13 protein-coding genes are annotated in these 17,371 nt (G+C 73.1%); 4 read left to right on the forward strand and 9 right to left on the reverse strand.

Annotated features, from left to right (window positions below; genetic code table 11):
• Window positions 1–73: 73 nt before the first annotated feature.
• Both ACWFQ8_RS13135 and ACWFQ8_RS13140 read right to left on the reverse strand, forming a co-directional pair.
• Complete coding sequence (locus ACWFQ8_RS13135; RefSeq protein WP_453786281.1) at window positions 74–2,611, reverse strand: serine hydrolase; 2,538 nt, start codon at window positions 2,609–2,611, stop codon at window positions 74–76.
• A 315-nt stretch (window positions 2,612–2,926) separates the two neighbouring features.
• Window positions 2,927–3,637, reverse strand: a complete 711-nt coding sequence (locus ACWFQ8_RS13140) for a galactose-binding domain-containing protein (protein ID WP_453786282.1) — start codon at window positions 3,635–3,637, stop codon at window positions 2,927–2,929.
• A gap of 92 nt (window positions 3,638–3,729) precedes the next feature.
• Between ACWFQ8_RS13140 and ACWFQ8_RS13145 the strand changes: the two genes are divergently transcribed.
• The gene (locus ACWFQ8_RS13145; protein WP_453786283.1) at window positions 3,730–4,386 is read left to right on the forward strand and encodes a lysophospholipid acyltransferase family protein; all 657 of its coding nucleotides are present in this window, start codon (window positions 3,730–3,732) and stop codon (window positions 4,384–4,386) included.
• A gap of 190 nt (window positions 4,387–4,576) precedes the next feature.
• Here the strand turns inward: ACWFQ8_RS13145 and ACWFQ8_RS13150 are convergent, their stop codons facing one another.
• The 7 genes from ACWFQ8_RS13150 to ACWFQ8_RS13180 form a co-directional block, all read right to left on the reverse strand.
• Window positions 4,577–4,903, reverse strand: a complete 327-nt coding sequence (locus tag ACWFQ8_RS13150) for a hypothetical protein (protein ID WP_453786284.1) — start codon at window positions 4,901–4,903, stop codon at window positions 4,577–4,579.
• 484 nt (window positions 4,904–5,387) lie between these two features.
• A complete protein-coding gene (locus ACWFQ8_RS13155) occupies window positions 5,388–5,732 on the reverse strand; it encodes a VOC family protein (protein ID WP_453786285.1) in 345 nt (114 codons plus the stop codon).
• Window positions 5,733–6,442: 710 nt separating this feature from the next.
• Window positions 6,443–7,375, reverse strand: coding sequence for a carbohydrate ABC transporter permease (locus tag ACWFQ8_RS13160; protein ID WP_453786286.1), 933 nt, complete (start codon window positions 7,373–7,375; stop codon window positions 6,443–6,445).
• Complete coding sequence (locus ACWFQ8_RS13165; protein ID WP_453786287.1) at window positions 7,372–8,703, reverse strand: ABC transporter permease subunit; 1,332 nt, start codon at window positions 8,701–8,703, stop codon at window positions 7,372–7,374. Before ACWFQ8_RS13165 ends, ACWFQ8_RS13160 begins: the two co-directional genes overlap by 4 nt.
• Before the next feature lie 10 nt (window positions 8,704–8,713).
• Window positions 8,714–10,045: an ABC transporter substrate-binding protein gene (locus ACWFQ8_RS13170; protein WP_453786288.1), complete on the reverse strand. Its 1,332-nt coding sequence runs from the start codon at window positions 10,043–10,045 to the stop codon at window positions 8,714–8,716.
• 48 nt (window positions 10,046–10,093) lie between these two features.
• Window positions 10,094–11,863 carry a glycoside hydrolase family 13 protein gene (locus tag ACWFQ8_RS13175; protein WP_453786289.1) on the reverse strand — a complete coding sequence of 590 codons (1,770 nt, stop codon included), beginning with the start codon at window positions 11,861–11,863 and terminating at the stop codon, window positions 10,094–10,096.
• A 257-nt stretch (window positions 11,864–12,120) separates the two neighbouring features.
• On the reverse strand, window positions 12,121–13,401 hold the full coding sequence (locus ACWFQ8_RS13180) for an ABC transporter substrate-binding protein (RefSeq protein ID WP_453786290.1): 1,281 nt from the start codon (window positions 13,399–13,401) through the stop codon (window positions 12,121–12,123).
• A gap of 168 nt (window positions 13,402–13,569) precedes the next feature.
• Here ACWFQ8_RS13180 and ACWFQ8_RS13185 point away from each other — a divergent pair, with 168 nt between their 5' ends.
• The 3 genes from ACWFQ8_RS13185 to ACWFQ8_RS13195 are packed head-to-tail and all read left to right on the forward strand — an operon-like array spanning window position 13,570 to window position 17,167.
• Window positions 13,570–14,076: a PadR family transcriptional regulator gene (locus ACWFQ8_RS13185; protein ID WP_030723089.1), complete on the forward strand. Its 507-nt coding sequence runs from the start codon at window positions 13,570–13,572 to the stop codon at window positions 14,074–14,076.
• Entirely contained in the window at window positions 14,073–14,840 is a 768-nt protein-coding gene (locus ACWFQ8_RS13190) for an ABC transporter ATP-binding protein (RefSeq protein ID WP_453786291.1), read from the forward strand. Before ACWFQ8_RS13185 ends, ACWFQ8_RS13190 begins: the two co-directional genes overlap by 4 nt.
• 2 nt (window positions 14,841–14,842) lie before the next feature.
• Entirely contained in the window at window positions 14,843–17,167 is a 2,325-nt protein-coding gene (locus ACWFQ8_RS13195) for an FtsX-like permease family protein (RefSeq protein ID WP_453786292.1), read from the forward strand.
• The last annotated feature ends 204 nt before the right edge of the window (window positions 17,168–17,371 follow it).

Raw genomic sequence — 17,371 nt, forward strand, 5'->3', positions numbered from 1 at the left:
CCCGAACGCGGAAGGGTCCCGCCGCGCCGCTCCGGCGGCCGGCGGGACCCTTCCGCTGTCGCGTCGCGTGCGGCTACTCGACACGGAGCAACCGGGTGCCGTACGAGGGCTCGTCCAGGTCGCCCCGGACCGCCACCGGCACGCTCTTCGCGCCCTCACCGCCCCCGATCGTCAGCCGACCGACCTCCGTACCCGCCTTCGCCGAACGGGGCAGGGACGAGTCGGTGCCGGAGAGGGCCAGCGACAGCTGCTGGCCCGGCACCCCGATCACGTTCAGGTCCTGGGTGGCGACCAGCGGGGCACGGCCGCCGAGCTTGTCGTCCACGTACCCCACGACCTGCCCCTCGCGGACCACCGGGGACTGCTTGAGGGCCGCCCGCACCGCCTCGATGATCTTCCTGCTGTTCGCCTTCACCAGGATCAGGCTGTTCGAGCCGTCCGGGTCCGGGCCGGTCACGTGCTGGTCCATCAGCGTGCCCAGGATCAGGGGGGTCTCGTCGCCCACCGACTTGTACGCGGCCCACATCAGGGCTCCGCCCGCGGGGGTGCTGGAGCCGGTCTTGATGCCCCTGATGCTCAGACCCTGAACGGTGAGCAGGTCGTTGTTGTTGACGAGCGGCTTGGACAGGCCCTTGATCGGCGCGCTGGGCAGGGCCACGATCGCCCGGAACGCCTCGTCCTTCATGACGGCCTCGGCGAGCTTGAGCTGGTCCGCCGCGGTGCTGACGGTCGCCGCCTCCAGACCGCTGGGGTCGGTGTAGACGGTGTCGTTCATACCGAGTTCCCGGGCGGCGGCGTTCATCTTCTCGACGAACGCGGCCTCGGAATCGGTGCCGGTGTCCCAACGGGCGAGCAGCCGGGCGACGTTGTTGCCCGACGGGATCATCAGCATCTTCAGCATGTCCTGCTGGCTGTACTTCGTCCCGGCGGTCAGCCCCTCGACCCGGGACTCGTGCTCGGAGGTGCCGTCCGCCACGGCTTTCGCGTCGACGCTGATGGAGGGGCCGGGGTCGTTCTTCTTGAGCGGGTGGTTCTTGAGGACGACGTAGGCGGTCATCACCTTGGCCACACTGGCGGTCGGTACGGGCTTCTGCTCGCCGAAGGAGCCGATGTCGCCGGAACCCGGGACGCGCACCGCGCCCTGGCCCTCCTCGGGCCACGGGATGGAGAACTGACCGTCCACGGTGTGCACGGGGGTCGTGGACACGATCTCCGGGAGGGGCAGCGGGCGCAGCAGCTGAACGGCGGCGGCCGCGCCGGTGACCAGCAGCAGGACGGGCGTCCACAGCAGCACGCGGCGCGGCGCCGTCCGGCGGGCGGTCTGCGGCGGGGGAGGCGTGTCGGTGAGCGGCGCCAGCAGGTCGAGCGGCGACCGGCCGGCGGGTGCGGGTGCGGGTGCTGGTACGGGCGTGGGGACGGGCGCCGGTGCGGTGGCGCGGGTGTGCAGTTCCTTGAGCGCCACGAACTCGCTCGTCCGCTCGTTGTCCGCCGCTTGCGCGCGATCCTCGGCCGGGGCCGGGGCCGGGGCCGGGGCCGGGGCCGGCGCCGGGGCCGGCGCCGGGGCCGGCGCCGGCCGGGACTCCCGACCTTCGCGAGGACCGCCCTTTCCGCCGTCCCCCGCAGCACGCGCTCCGGGCGCTCCGGGCGCGGCCGTTCCGGCGCGGGCGCCCGGCGCGGAGCCCGCGTCGCCGCGCACGTCCCGTCTCCCGGCCGTCTTGGCGGGGCCGCCGGATCTGCCCGCCGCCTCCTGTTCGACCTGGGCGGGACGGGATGCATCGGATGCGGGACGCGTTCCGGCGGGCGGGCGCGGGGCGTCTGCCGCGTTCCGCTGTGCGGGCTCCGCCGTTTTGGCGGGGGTGTCGGTTCCGTCCGGGGCGGTGGGAGCGCTGTCGGGCGCGGTCTTCCGTTCGGGCGAGCCGTTCTTCGCGGGACGCGTCCCGGCGGGGGAGGTGTCCAGGGCGCCTCGGCCCGCGTCACCCGTGGGGGTATCGGCCTTCCTCGGGTCGGCATGGCCCGTAGGAGCCGGCGTCCTGTCCGGCTCGGCCGGCCCCGCGGGCTTCGCGGGATCGGCCGAGCGCGGTGCCCCACCCGCCCTCGTCTCCGTCCCGGTCGACGCGGTGCGGGGGGCCTCCGGAGCGCTCCGCCCGCCGGTGTCGTCGTCGGCGCACTGCTCGGCCGCCGTCGCCGGATCGGCGTCGTCGGACTCGGCGGTGCCCGGCACTTCGACCTCCGCCGGAGCCGGGAGGCCGTCTGCGTCGCTCGTGTCGGTGGGCCTGGCGGGTCGTTCGGTCTGTGCCGGGACGGCGGTGGCGTCGGCGTCCGCGGTGGTCCGGGGATCGGCCGGGCTGGGGTCGGTGGCGCCCGTAGAGGTGGTTGCGGCTTCCGCCGTGGTGCGGTGTTCGGGGACGGCGGCCGGCGCCCGGTCTGCGCGGCCCCCGCCGTCGCCGTCGGCATCGGACACGGCCTCGGCCGAGTCGGCCCCCGCCGTGTCCCGGTCCGCCGGCTTCCGTGCCGTCACCGCGTCCGCGTCCGCGTCGCGCCCCGCGGGGACCGGGGTCCCCTCGTCCTTCGGAGTGTCCGAGGAGTCACCCGACACCGTTACCGCCTTCATCCCAGCCCCGCCTTGCTGCTCGTACCCGGCCGTCGCCCCCACCGCCCACGCGATGACCCGCGGCCCGCCGGTCTTGCCGATATCGTGCGGCGGGGCCCCCGGGGGTCCCCGCCGACCCCCTAGATGCCGGCCGGGCCCACCGCGTTCCCCGCAGCGCGACCTGTGACCGTACGGTCATACTCGGCCCGAACGCGGAACGCCCGGCGCGGCAGTGCCCACGAGGCTTACGCCTCCAGTTCGGACAGCTGACCCGCCGGCCGGCCCGGCCGGTGTTCCCGGTGAAGGTGAGCCGCAGGTAGCGCGTACCGGACGCCGTCAGCGGCACGGTGCCCCCGCCCCCGCCCCCGCGCCCCGGGCGAACGCGTGGCCGTCGGACGCCTTGGGCGTCGACAAGGCGCAGTTGTCCGCCGATCCGTGCACCGAGAGGGTCTGCGTACGGTCACCCCACGCGGGCGGGAGTTTCAGCACCAGGCGGCCTACCGTCCGATCGCCGCCCAAGGCCACCGTCAGTGACCGCGGGAAGGCGTGGTCGGAGCTCTCCCGGTACGTGCCCGCGTCGCCGTCCGTGACCTGCCCGGGGAGGTATCCCCGGCTGTGACCGGTGTCCGCCGCGGTCCGGCCCCGGGCGAGGTTCCCGCCGCCCGGCGGCGCGGGCGGGGGAGCGGTGATCGGCGGGTCCGTCGGACCGGTGTTCCAGCCGGAGTTGCCGCCGGCCGTCGGTGATCCGCAGGCCGGTATCGAGGCAGTTGTGGACCGGGGTGGCGGCCTGGGCGACGTTCCTCGCGGTGACGCGGGTGCGTTTCGTGTCCATGTCGGCCTGGGCCGGGAGGGCGTAGGTGCCGGCGCCGTCGATGGTGCCGTCGGTGAACTCGATCCCGCTGATGGCGCCCTCGATCGAATGGATCGCGGCGTAGGAGGAGTCGAGGATCTCGGTATGGACGCGACAGCTCGGCAAGTCGGCGACACGGCGGAGGCGAGCGCCTGCAACACGGACCGGAGCCAACCTCGTGACGGGGGGCGGCACACCCAGCCCGGGTTGAGTACGCCTACTCATCCCTCGCTCGCCGCGCCGTCCGACCATGGGGGCACCACACCGCGCCACCCGAACGGGGACGTCCATGCTCAGCCGAATCGCCTCCGCCGTCGTACCCGCCTGCGGGCGGCTGACGGTCACCGCCGACCCGGGCGCACCGCACGCCACCGGCAGCATCATCGTCGCCAACCACACCTCCCTGGCCGACCCGGCCGTGGTCGTCGCCGCGCTCCGCCGGCACGGGATCGACCCGGTCATCCTGGCGACCGGGGGCCTGTGGCGCGTACCGCTGCTCGGCTCCGCCCTCCGCCGGGAGGGCCACATCCCCGTCCACCGGGGTACCTCGCGCGCGGCCGACTCCCTGGACCTCGCGGCCGCCGCGCTGGCGGGAGGTCGCAGCGTGCTCCTCTACGGCGAGGGCGGGCTGCCGGTCCGCCGGGACGTGCGGGAGTCCGCCCCGGGGCCGTTCCGCAGCGGGTTGGCCCGGCTCGCCGCCGCCACGGGGGCACCCGTCGTTCCCGTGGGCCAGGCCGGCGCCCGGCGGCTGTGTTCCGGCGGCGGCGTGAAGCAGCTGGCCGGAGCCCTCACCGCCCCGCTCCGCCGGCCCGACCTGCACGTCCACATCGGATCGCCGCTGCACCTCCCCGACCGCGTGCCGGAGGCGACGGACCGGGCGCGGCAGGCCGTCACCGCCGCGTGGCGGACCGCGGCGCGGGCCCTGGGCGAGCCCGCGGCCCGCTAGCGGCAGCGTCCGGATGATCCGTTATGTCGACGTATGTACGGGTGTGGCGTGCGTGTGCGGGGAGGGGCTCAGCGGCTGCTGGTGTGCGGGACGCAGACCGGGGCGGCGGCTTCGCGGTCGGCGTCGGTGTCGACGAAGGAGACCATCAGGGGGCTGCTGCCCGTCGGGCCCCGGTGCTCGCGCGCAGTCGCTACCGCTCGACGCGCACCGCGCCGGGGCCCAGCGGGCCGCCCGCGGTGAACAGCGAGGCAGGGTTGGCTTCGGTGGCGAGGGGAGGGTGGCGGCACGCCAGGTGTCGAGGTCGGGTCGAAGCGCTCCGGCCGAAAGCCGGGCCCGTCGGCGGGCGGGTCACCGACTTCGCCGACGAGGGGTTCCATCGGAAGGCCACCAGGAGGTGCCGGTGGTCGACGGAGTTCCCGTTGCGCAACGTGAGGGTGAACTCCTGCGCCGCTCCGCCGCGTACGAGGGTCAGCCGACCGCTCCGGGTCTTGACCGCGACGGTCGGGCGAGTGGGCACGGGGGCGCGGTGGTGGCCCGCGGGGTGGGCCGGGCCGGCGCGATGGTCAGGGACGCGGTCGTGGACGGGGGCGACGGGGACACCGACGCCGAGGAGGCCGGAGACGCCGATTCGGATGCGGACGCGGCGACGGACGGGGAGGCCGTGGCCGACGGCGGGACGGAGGCAGCCGTCGGGGTCGCGCCGCCCGTGTCCGCGCAGCCGACGAGCCCGGCCAGGAGGGCGGCGGCCAGGGCGGCGGCGGCCAGGGACCGGAGCGGTCCGGCGGGTCCCGGCAGGGGAGAGGGCTCCTCGGATCGGCGGCTGACGCCGGTACCTCACAAGCCCGTCCCGCACGTACGGGCCCGTCCGGGCCTCGGACCGGCCGGTGACGTTTCGTCACGGCCGAACCCGCGCCCCGCGAGCCCGTCGCACTCGGCCTCGCGGGCCTGCCCGAAGCGCCGTTCGGCGCCGTTCGGCGCCGGTCAGTGCCGGTCAGTGCCAATCAGTCGCTGACGAGGCAGAACTCGTTTCCTTCCGGGTCGAGCATGCCCTGGAAGGAACCCTGGTCGTCGGTGACGACCCGGCCGACCCGGACCGCTCCCCGGCGCACCGCCTCGGCGGCCGCCGCCTCGATGTCCTCGACGGCGACATCGAGGTGCAGCCGGTTCTTCCCCGCCTTCCCCTCGGGCACCGGCTGGAAGGCGAGCCGCGCGAGACCGGGCAGTTCCATGTGGGACCAGCCCCGGTCCCGGTCCACGGGATCACCGCCGAGCAGCTCCGCCCAGAACCGGGCCAGGGCCCTGGGGTCATGACAGTCCACGACGATCTGACGCAGGTACGCACGCATGGACGCGACCCTACGACGCCCCGCCGGGCGCGGGCCCGGCCAGGTCCAAAGCGCGGACGACGGCGGCGGGGCCGCCAGCGGCGTGGTCGGGCAACCGCAGCCCGCCCAGGGCCCGACCAGGCGGAGGAAGTCGGCCAGGTCGCGTCGGCGGACGAGCGGCCGACGCAGCTCCGGCACCGGCCCCTCGATGACCGGACCGCCGTCTCGCTCCGCGTCCACGGTCAACCGGACCGAGCCGCCGAACCGCCGCGCGGGGTGAGGGGTCGTGCCCGCGACTCAGGTCTCGCCGGCACTGCCGTGGACGGTGGCGCCGAGGTTCTCCGGGCTCCAGATCCCCCATCCGCGCGGGATCGGAGAAACGCCGGTAGACGTCGGCGGGACGGATTTGGACGACCATGCTGTCGGACACGGTGAACGCACGGGGCATGGCTCTCCCTCTCGGCGGCCGACGCCACCGTCCTGGTTCACCCCTGGCTACCCGTGGGTAACTTCATCGGTGGCGGTCCCGTACGACGAGGGGAAGCCGTCAGGCTGGGTCACGCAGGCGTACAGGTGGGTGACGGGACCGGCGAGAAGGCCGGCGCCTCCGCCGCCCTGCCCTCGGCGCCGGGGCCCCGACGCCGGCCCCGCTGCCGTGCCCCACGAGGGGACGCCGGCGGCAGGGCCCGCGGTGTTGAGCGTGGCGCGCCCGGCCCGGGGCCCGGGGGCGGCTATTTCACCGAGCCGGCCATCACGCCCTGGACGAAGTGCCGTTGGAAGGCGAAGAAGACGATCAGCGGGACCACCAGGGACAGGAACGCCCCCGGTGCGAGGACGCCGATGTTGCTTCCGAACTGCCTCATCTGGGACTGCAGCGCCACCGTGAGGGGCTGGGACCCGCTGTCCGCGAAGAGCAGCGCCACGAGCATGTCGTTCCACACCCAGAGGAACTGGAAGATGGCCAGGCTCGCGAGGGCGGGACGGCCGAGCGGCAGGATGAGCCGGGAGAAGATCCGCCACTCGCTGCCACCGTCCATGCGGGCGGCCTCCAGCATTTCGCGCGGTATCTCGGCGAAGTAGTTGCGCAGCAGGAAGATGGCGAACGGCAGGCCGTAGGCGACGTGGAAGAGGACGACGCCCGCGATCGTGCCGAACAGTCCGACCGCACCGAAGAGTTTGGCCACGGGCAGCAGCCCGATCTGCACGGGTACGACCAGCAGTCCGACGACCACCAGGAAGAGGCTGTCCCGGCCGGGGAACTCCAGCCATGCGAAGGCGTATCCGGCGAGCGACGCGAGGGCGACCACCAGGACGGTGGTCGGCACGGAGATCAGGATGGTGTTCCCGAAGGCCGTCGCGATGCCGGAGTCCTTCAGCAGGGCGCTGTAGTTGTCCAGGGACAGCTGGGACGGGTCGGTGAGCGCGGTCCACCAGCCCTCGGAGGCGTTGTCCTGTTCGGAGCGCATCGAGGACAGGAACAGGCCCGCCAGTGGGGTGATCCAGACAAGGGCGACCAGGAGCAGCACGCCCTGGACGACTGAGTTGCCCAGCAGGCGCGAGAGCCGGCTCCTGCGGCGGGGTCCGGGCGTGGACGGGGTGGGGACGGGCAGGGCGGCTGCCGCCCGTCGGGCCGGCGGGCATTCGATGGTGCTGTGGCGGCTCATGCTCCGCTCCTTCGGAAACGCCGGATGTTGAAGATCATCGCTGGTACGACCAGTAGGAGCAGGACCACGCTGAGCGCGCTGCCGAGCCCTTGGTCGTTGCCTCCGCCGAAGGAGACCAGCCACATGCGGGTGGCCAGTACGTTCGCCTCTTCCTGGACCGGTCCGGGCGCGATGATGTAGACGAGGTCGAAGACCTTCATCACATTGATCACCAGGGTCACGAAGACGACGGTGAGCACCGGTGCGAGCAGCGGGATGGTGATCTTGCGGAAGATCTGGCTCTCCGTGGCACCGTCCATCCGCGCGGCCTCCAGCGCGTCACGCGGGATGGCGGAGAGGCCGGCGCCGATCAGGACCATCGCGAAGCCGGTCCACACCCATAGGTAGGCGGCGATGATGGCCGGCGTCACCAGTGCGGGACTGAGCCAGTTCACGCCTTGGTAGGGGGCGGCGAAGTTGGCCGTGGGGAGTCTGACGGTGTACTCGCCGTCGGCCAGGCCGGTGAGGCGGAACGACCCGTCGTCGGCCGTGGTGGCGGTCGCGGCCACCCGGCCGTCCTGTACGGCCTCGACCGTGATGCCGGGCAGCCCCTTCTCTCCGGGGTCGACCGTGCCCGGCGTACCGGCGCCGCCGGGGGCGAAGTCGAGGTAGACGGCGCCCGCGATGGAGTCGGCCCCGGCCACGGCGTCGGCTGCGGCCTTCGCTCCGGCGGGCATCGCGTCGGGTGCCACCCCGACGAATCCGAGGCTGACGGAGCGGCCGGGGCGCAGGGTCTCCTCGGTGCTGTACGGGCCGCCCGCCCCGCCGGTCAGACCGTGGCCCTCCCGGGCACGGGCCGTCGGGTAGGCGGCACGGTCGGCGAAGGTGTCGTGGACGCCGACGACGGCGGCGTTGAGCACGCCCCGGTCCGGGTCCTGTTCGTAGGCGAGTCGGAAGATGATGCCCGCCGCGAGGAACGACACGGCCATCGGCAGGAAGAGCACCAGCTTGAACGCGGTGGCCCAGCGCACCTTCTCGGTGAGTACGGCGAGCATCAGCCCGAGCCCGGTCAGCAGGAGCGGGGCGACCACGACCCAGACGGTGCTGTTGCGGATGGCCTTGAGGGTGGCCGGGTCGTGGAGGATCGCCGCGTAGTTCCCGGCCCCGACGAAGCGTTCACCGCCGGCGTCGAAGAAGCTGCGGCCTACGGAGAAGAGGACCGGGTAGACGACCAGGGCGCCGAGCAGCAGCAGGGCCGGCAGGACGAACACGACGGCGAGGCGGCGCTTTTTTCTCTGCGCCAGGCGCCGTGGATTCGTCGCGGCGCGGGTGGTCAGGGCGTCAGCCATGGGGAGCGCCTCAGTTCCCGTAGGCCTTGGCGGCTTCGGCCTCGAGCTTCGCGGCCGTGCCCTGCGGGTCCGACGGGTCGCGCAGGAAGTCCTGGAGGAGCTTCCACTCGCCGGCGCCCTTGGTACCGCCGAACGCGGCCGGGGCCTGGTCCGACATGTCGAAGCGGATCGAGTTGCCCGCCTCGATGAGCGAGGTGGCGGTGCTGCGGGTGGTGTCGTCGCCGTACGAGGCGAAGTCGACCGCGTTGTTCGGGGACAGGAAGCCGCCCGCGCCGGCCCAGACCTCGGCAGCCTCGGCTCCGGACAGGAACTCGACCAGCTTCATGGCGGCCTTGCCGTTCTTCGCGTCCTTGAGGACGACGGCCGCGTCACCGCCGCTGACGACCGGCGCCTTGCCGCCGTCGACCGAGGGGAACGGGAAGAACTTGGCGTCCTGCCCGAGCTTCCTGCCGAACTGGCTCTTGGCGACGCCGCCGACGAAGTCGCCCTCGTAGACCATGCCCGCCTTGGGCTCGGGGCCGAAGACCTGCGCGACCGACGAGGGGAAGTCGGTGCTCAGCGCCGTCTGGGCGCCGCCGGCGACGAGCTGCTTGTCCTTGAACAGGTCCCCGAGGGTGGTCAGCGCCCGGACGACGCTTTCGTCGGTCCACTTGAGCTTGTGCTGGGCGAGCTGGTCGTACTTCTCCGGCCCTGCCTGGGAGAGGTAGATGTTCTCGAACCAGTCGGTGAGGGTCCAGCCGTCCTCTCCGGCTATCGCGAAGGCCGGGCGGCCGGAGTCGGCGAGGGTGCGGCCCGCCTTCAGCATGTCGGAGTAGCTCTTCGGCTCGCTGACACCGGCCTGGGTGAAGGCCTCGGGGGCGTACCAGACGGTGGACTTGTGGGCGGCCTTGAAGTAGAGGCCGTAGTACGTGCCGTCGACGGTGCCGTAGTTCTTCCACACCGGAGCGAGGGTGGAGTCCGCCGTCTTGGCGGTCTGGTCGGAGAGGGGGAGGAGCCAGCCCTCCTTCACGAACTGCTGGAGCACGCCCACCTGGGGGATCATCACCACGTCGGGGGCATTGCCGCCTTCGATCTTGCTTCCCACGAAGGTGGAGACGTTGTCACCGGAGGGGACGAAGACCGTCTTGGCTCCGGTCTTCTCCGTGAAGGCGTCCAGGACCTTCTTGAAGTTCTCCTGCTCGCTGCCGGTCCAGACGCCCGCCACGGTCACGGTCTGGCCGCCGAGTTCGCCGCCGCTCGCGGGTCCGGTGGTGCCGCCGCATGCGGTGGCACCGAGGGCGAGGGCGAGGGCCGCCGTCGCGGTCGCCGTGGTCCGTCGGGTCGTGTTGCTGAGTCGTCGCATCGTGAGGTCCTTTCGAGGAAGTTCGGGGCTACGGGGTGGGTCCCGGCTTCACGGGGAGGGGCTTTCGCGCGGGGTCGGGAACGTCAGGGGGGCAGGGCTGGAGGAGCGCGGGCCGGCATCGGGTTCGCCGGGGCCCAGGGGGCCGGGGCACTCGGCCGTCCACCAGGCGGCGGTCGCTGCGGGGAGCACGCCGTCGGGACAGGGTCCGCTGGCGAGCAGCGGAGTCCCGGGGACGGGGGCGGGCACCGGCTCCGTGCCGAAGTTGACCGCGCAGACCAGGCCGTCGCCGCGGGCGATCGCCAGCACGTGGACGGGGGCGTCCAGCCAGCGCAGGGTGCCGTCGCCGAGCTGCGGCAGGGTGCGTCGCAGCTGGAGACCGTCGCGGTAGAGGTGCCAGAAGGAACGGGTGTCGGCCAGGGCGCGGTCGGTGGCGTGCTCCGCGAACCACTCGGGCTGCGGGAGCCACGGCTTGGCGGCGACCGCCTCCCGGCTGAAGCCGAACGGGGAGGCGTGCCCGGACCAGGGCAGTGGCACGCGGCAGCCGTCCCGCACGTGCTTGCGGCTGCCGGTGCGGCGGAAGATCGGGTCGGTGAGGACCTCGTCGGGCAGGTCCAGGACCTCCGGGAGGCCGAGCTCCTCGCCCTGGTAGACGTAGGCGGCGCCGGGCAGGGCGAGCATCAGGAGGGCGGCGGCGCGGGCGCGGGCGGCTCCCAGTCCGCTGCCTTCCACCCCGGGCTCGCCCGCGTAGCGGGTGACCGTGCGGACCTGGTCGTGGTTGTTGAGGACCCAGGTGACGGTGGAGCCGGTGCCGGCGATGTCGCGCATCGCCTCGGTGATGGTGGCGCGGAAGGCACCGGCGTCCCAGGGGGCGCTGAGCAGGTCGAAGAAGAACGCCTGGTGCAGTTCGTCGGGTCGGACGTACTCGGCGTGCTCGCGTGCGGTCGGCACGGACACCTCGCCGACCAGCAGCCGCTCGTGGCCGTCCCGGGCGGTGTACTCCTGGCAGACCGAGCGCCAGCGGCGCCACACGTCGTGGACCTCGGGCTGGTTCCAGGCCAGCTGGTTGACGGCGTCGCGGGCCCGTTCGTCGGCTCCGGGGTCGTCCGAGTCGGGCAGCTCGGGGTGCTTGAACAGTCCGGCGGCGACATCGATGCGGAAGCCGTCGACACCGCGGTCCAGCCAGAAGCGCAGCACCCGCTCGAAGTCGTCGCCCACGACGGGGTTGCGCCAGTTCAGGTCGGGCTGCTCGGGCGTGAAGAGGTGCAGGTACCACTCTCCGGGGGCGCCGTCGGGCTCGGTGGTCCGGCTCCAGGCGGGGCCGCCGAACATGGCGCGCCAGTTGTTGGGCGGCTCGCCCCCGTCCGGGCCGCGGCCGGGGGCGAAGTGGAAGCGGGAGCGCGCCGCGCTGCCCGGCCCCGCGGCGAGCGCGTCGCGGAACCACGGGTGCTCGCTGGAGCAGTGGTTCGGGACGATGTCGAGCAGCAGCTTGAGCCCGAGCCGGCGGGCGTCGGACACCAGCCGGTCGAACTCGGCGAGGTCGCCGTACACGGGGTCGACGCCGCAGTAGTCGGCGACGTCGTAGCCGTGGTCGTGCTGCGGCGACGGGTAGAAGGGGCTGAGCCAGATGCCGTCGACACCGAGCTTCCGCAGGTAGGGAAGCCCGGCCCGTACGCCGGCCAGGTCACCGACACCGTCCCCGGTGCTGTCGAGGAAGCTGCGGACGTAGACCTGGTAGATCACCGCGTCGCGCCACCAGGGGTCGGTGGGGGTGGCACTGCGGGAGGGGTGGCCGATGTCGGCCGGAAGGGTGCTGAGCATCTCGCGTCGACCTGTTTCTGCTGAATGCGAGAGCGCCCCAGATCGGTGCGCTGTTATGCATGCATGTTAAGTAGCACTGACTGGAAGGTGTCAACGATGTGCCCAGAAACAGTGGAAAGCTGGGGTGGTTTGCCCAAGAATGTACGATGCACAAACCAAGGGTCTCTACTTAACATGTAAGTAGCGACCCTTGGGGGACGGAGAAGAAGACGGAGAGGTGGGATCAAGCCGTGCGGGAGATCGGGCCTTGCGGCAGATCAGCCCCTGCGGGAGATCGTCCCGAGCTCGCGCGCGAGCCGCGCCGCCGCCTGCTCGGGCGTCTGGCGCAGAGCCATCACGTCCTGCGCCACCGCCTGCACGGCCAGGCTCACCTGGTCGTAGCGCGGACTCTTCGGGCGCGGCACCGCCGACAGCACGCTCTGCCGGAGCGTCGGAAGGTACGGATACGCGCGGATCAGCTCGGGGTCCTCGTACAGCGCGGCGCGCACCGGCGGCAGCGAGCCCTCGGTGAGCACCCGCCGCTGGACCCGTTCACTGGTGAGGTAGGAGATCAGATCGGCTGCCGACTCCGGATGCCGCGCACGGCTGCTCACCGCCAGGTTGGAGCCGCCCAGCACGCTGGTGCCGGGCCCGTCGGGTCCGGGCAGCGGCACGGCGCCGAACCGGCCCGCGACCTTCGACCCCTCGGCGCTCGCGTCGGCGTACACGTAGGGCCAGTTCCGCAGGAAGAGCAGCCGGCCGTCCTGGAACGCCTGCCGGGACTCCTCCTCCTTGTATCCGAGGGCCTCGCGGGGGATCCAGCCGTCCCGCACCCCGTCCGCGAGGAAGCGCAGTCCGGCGCGCGCCGCGTCGGAGTCCACGGTCACCCGGGCGCCGTCGTCGCGCAGGATCGAACCGCCGGCCGAGTGCACGGCCTCGGTGACGTTGACGGTGAGGCCCTCGTACGGCAGGAACTGGCCCGCATAGCCGTCCAGTCCGTACTTCGGCGCGAGGGTGCGCGCCTGGCGGACCAGCTCGGCCCAGGTGCGCGGCGGCTGCTCGCCCTCCCGGTCCAGGATGTCCTTGCGGTAGTAGAGCAGTCCGGCGTTCGTGACGTACGGGACGGCGTACAGCCGCCCGTCGAAGGTCGCGGTGTCGACGACCGGCCGCAGGAAGGCGTCCAGGGGGAAGCGGTCCCGCTCCAGCGGGGAGATCCATCCGGCCGCCGCGAACTCGGAGGTCCAGGCGACGTCGATGTTCAGCACGTCGAACCGGTCGCGCCCCGATCGCAGTTCGCTGATCATCTGGGCCCGGGTCTCGTCGGCCGAGTCGGGCAGTTCCACGAGGGTGACGGGCTCGTCGGGGTGGTCGCGGTTCCAGTCGTCGAGCAGCGGGGAGAGGTAGTCGGTCAGGTCGCCCGCCGTCACGAGCGTCAGGGGGCCGCGCCCCTCGGAGGCCGCACCCCCGCCAGCGTCGGCGCGGACGCCGAAACCGGCGTAGCCCGCCAGCACCACCGCCACGACGAGGAGAGCTCTACCCGCGGCATGCATCCACCGCATAGATTCCTCCCAGTGCGCGCTCGGGCTGCGCCGCCGACCATCGTGGCCCATATATACCCGTTAGGCATGGGCGATACTAGACGCCCAGGCAGACAAGACGGACTCGGACGCCGATCGGTCCGGTGCCGGGTGAACGGTTGACTACGGAGCGGGAAGGAGGGGAGCGCGTTGCGGCTGGCGCTCCTTGCACTCCTCACCCGTAGCCCTGCGCACGGTTACGAGCTGAAGCAGGACCTTGAGAAGCTCCTGGGCGCCGCGTACCCTCAGCCCAATGTCGGCCAGATCTACGTCACCCTCGGCCGGCTGGAGAAGAGCGGCCTGATCGAAGGCGAGGACGTCGAGCAGTCGGGCCGGCCCAACAAGCGCACGTACAAGCTGACGGACGCCGGGCGCGAGGCCGTGCTGGCCTGGTTCGAGGACACCGCGGAGGAGCCCCGGGTACGGGACGAGTTCTTCATGAAGCTCGCGCTCGCCCCCCGGTCCGGTCTGGCCGACCCCGTCGCGCTGATCAACAAGCAGCGGCGCCAGTACCTCAACACCATGCGGGACCTGTCGAAGCTGGCCGCAGCCGAGGACCGCGACAACAAGATCTCCCAACTGCTGATCGAGGGCGCCATGCTGCACCTGCAGGCCGACCTCGACTGGCTGGAACGCTGTCAGGAGGAGCTGGAATGAGCGACGACGCCACCACCGCTCCTGCGATGCCCATCGTGCGTGCCGAGGGCCTGACCAAGACGCACTACGGCGAGGGCGCTCCGGTGCCCGCCGTGCGCGGGGTGGACCTGTCCGTCCAGCCGGGCGAGTTCGTCGCGGTCACCGGCCCGTCGGGAGCCGGCAAGTCCACGCTGCTGCATCTGATCGGCGGCCTCCAGCGGCCCGACAGCGGGAAGCTGTGGCTCGGCGGGGAACGGGTCGACGCCTACCGCGAGGCCCGCTGGGCGGTCCTCAGGCGCCGCAGCATCGGCGTCGTCTTCCAGTTCTTCAACCTGGTCTCCAACCTCACCGTCGCCGACAACGTCGAACTGCCCGCCCTGCTCGCCGGCGCCTCCCCGAAGGCCGCCCGCGACTCCCGCGCCGAGCTGCTCGCCGAACTGGGGCTGGAAGGCCGCGAACGGTCGATGCCCGGCGAGCTGTCGGGCGGCGAACAGCAGCGGGTCGCGCTCGCCCGCGCGCTGGTCAACCACCCCACGCTGCTGCTCGCCGACGAACCGGCCGGCAGCCTCGACAGCAAGGGCACCCGCGAGGTGCTGCGGCTGCTCTCCCGGTTCCACCAGCGCGGCCAGACGATCATGATGGTCACCCATGACGCCCGGATGGCCAGTGCCGCCGACCGCGTCATCAGCTTCTTCGACGGACGCATAGCCGACGACGCGCAGCTCGGCGGCGGGCGGCGCGGGCCGGGTGGCGGCGTCTCCGGCGTACTCGAACTCAAGGAGTGACCGTGCGGGCCACTCTGCGCTGGGCGCAGGCCGACTTCCGCGCACACCGCGGGGAAGCCCTCTTCGTCGTCCTGGCCAGCGCCGGGGTCATCGCCTCGCTCCTGCTGGCCGGTGCACTGTTCAGCTACGCCGCGAACCCCTGGCAGCGCGTTTTCAACCAGTCCCAGGGCGCGCACATCTGGCTGCACACCCGGGGCGGGGCGGACATGGACGCCCTGTCCGGCGTGGACGGCGTCGCGGCCCTCTCCGGTCCGTACCGCACGGCGGCCACAACGGTCGAGTCCCGTGGCGCGCGGGTCGGGGTGACGCTGCGCGCGGCCGAGGCGGCGCCCCCTGAGACGGGGCGGCCGCTCGTCACCGCGGGCGGCTGGCTCTCCCGGCCGGACGACGGCGACCGGGACGGCAGCGTCGTACTGGAGGATTCGGTCGCACGGGCGTTGTGGGCGGAGCCGGGCGACACGGTGCGCGTCACCGGACCGGACGGTGCCCCGCACGTGCTGCGGGTGGGCGGGATCGCCGAGGTGGCCGAGCCCCGCTACCAGCCGGGCGGCGGACCCGGCATCGGCTGGGTGCTCCCCGGCACGCTCGACGAGATCGCCCGGGAAGACACCGGGCAGAGCGTGGGGCTGCGCCTGGAGGATCCGGGCGACACCGACTTCATCGTCCAGCGCGCGGTGACCGTACTCGGCGCCGACCGGGTGGCACAGGTCACCAAGTGGCAGCAGGCACGGGCCGAGGCCGGCGGCGACGACCGGCTCCTGGGAAAGATGTTCGCCGTCTTCGGACTCGGAGCGCTGCTCGCGGCGGCGCTCGCCGCGTCGGGAGCGATCGGCGCCCGCGTCCGCGGCCAGCTCAGGGACATCGCCATTCTCAAGGCCGTCGGCTTCACCCCCGGCCAGGTGACCCGCGGCTTCCTCGTGCAGCACCTGGCCTTCGCGCTCCTCGGCGTGGCCCTCGGCACGGCGGCCATCGCCCTCCTCGGCGCGCGGATACCGGGGCGGATCGGTGAGGCGGCGGCGGTCTGGCAGGACCTCCCCGGGCACACCGCGCTGATGATCGGCATCCCCTGCGGCGCGGTACTGCTGATCGCCGCCGCCACGGGCCTCTCGGCCTGGCGGGCAGGACGCGTGCCGCCGGTTCCGGTGGCCCGGGCCGCGCTGCCGTCCGCCGCGCCGATGACCGCACTCGGCAGGCGGGCTCTCGGGATGCGGGTGCCTCCGGCCCTGGTCCTGGGGTGGCGGGCGGCGTTCGCGCGACGCGGCCGGACGCTCGTACCGGTGGCCCGGCTCGCCCTGCCGCTGCTCCTCATCACGGTCGCGCTCGTCGCCTGGTCGACGCTGGACCAGTTCCGCAGCCGGCCCGCGCAGGTGGGACGCCCCGCCGCACTGACCGTACGGGCCGATCAGCCCGCCGGGCCGTCGGACTCGGAGCTGGAGAAGACCCTCGCGACGATCCCGGACATCGCCGCGGTCCATCCGGGCGCGGAGATGGCGGCGCTCGTACCGGGGCAGACCGGCACCATCACGCTGCGCGGGCTGGGGACGGCTCGCCACCCGTATCCCTCGACCGTGGTGGAAGGGCGCGCGGTCGGCGGCCCGGACGAGGCGGTGGCCGGGCAGGGGCTGCTGGACCTCCTCGGAGTGCGGGTCGGCGACTGGGTACGGATGACCGTCGGCGGACGGCCGCAGATCCTGCACCTCGTCGGCCGCACCATCGAACCCGAGTCCGGCGGCCGGGTGATCACCACGACCCTCGACGCCCTGCGGGAACGCGATCCGCAGCTGCGCCCCGCCTACCACGCCCTGGTGCTCCACGAGGGGGCGGACCCGCGGGCGGTGAGCGGAACACTCGCCCTGGCGGCGGGCGGAACGCTGGAGATCAGGGAGACGCCCAATCCCGCCGACCGGCTGGAGCCGGCACGCGGAGTGATCGCCGCACTGATCGCGGTACTGGCACTGATCGGGCTGACCGAACTGCTCACGCTGATCAGCACGGGCGTACGCGACCGGGGCCGGGACCTGCTCGCGCTCAAGGCCATCGGGCTGACGCCCCGGCAGATCGGGGCGATGATCGTGACGGCCGCCGGTCTGACCGCGCTCGTCTCCGCGGTGGTGGGGACGGCGGTGGGTGCGCTTGCCGGCAGCTGGCTGGTGGACACGCAGGGCGCGTCGAGCGGGATCGGTGCGGGGATCGCCCGACTGCCCTCCCTGCCGGTGCTGGTTACGGTGGTCGTCGGAGCCGTACTGGGTGCGGTGGCGGCGGCGGCGCTGCCGGCGACACGTGCGGCGCGGCGGCGCCTGGCGGACTCGCTGAGCGAGACGCTCTGACCCCGAGGACAGCCGCGACCCCAGGGGCGAAGGCCGGCCGTTCCCGATCACCGGGACGAACTACCCCACGCGCGATGGCGCCGGCATCCGGGACTACGTGCACGTCTGAGACCTCGCCGCGGCCCACATCGCGGCGATCAAGCGCGGTCGCTCTTGGTTTGGTGCCGTTGCCCGTGCCCAGGTTGATCGCGGTCGAGCGCTTCG

The sequence above is a fragment of the Streptomyces sp. NPDC055254 genome (assembly GCF_053606025.1).